The following is a 312-nucleotide window of genomic DNA, read 5'->3' as shown; positions in this document are numbered from 1 at the left end:
TTCCCCAACCCCCACATATCCCCGTCTCCATTTTACCCAAAACACATTCCTTAATCCCACTCAACCACCCATCTTCTCCATCCTCCTCCCCAACCACTCTGAACCTCCAATCATTCACCACATCCCTCACATTCCCATCCAACCTATTATCCACATCAATCTCCCTCAGCCCCACCAACTCCCCCACCTTTCCCTTAAACCCATCATCATTCAATTAATCCCTCCTCACACTAACATTATTTTCCTTCATCCTCTAACTCCAACCATTCTCCATCCCATTCATCATCTCACTCCCTCCATCACCACCTACCC

The 312-nt window shown here is 48.1% G+C and carries 1 protein-coding gene; it reads left to right on the top strand.

All coding sequences use genetic code 11. The features are described from left to right. Positions 1–312 (top strand): NFACT family protein (locus FS628_RS33235; protein WP_186328030.1); only part of this gene is annotated, 312 nt, incomplete at both ends.

The sequence above is a fragment of the Paenibacillus xylanexedens genome, assembly GCF_007676705.1.
In the GTDB taxonomy this organism is placed as follows: Bacteria; Bacillota; Bacilli; order Paenibacillales; family Paenibacillaceae; genus Paenibacillus; species Paenibacillus xylanexedens_C.
The sequence above is the reverse complement of the archived record's forward strand: the minus strand, read 5'-3'. Positions and strand labels throughout refer to the sequence as shown.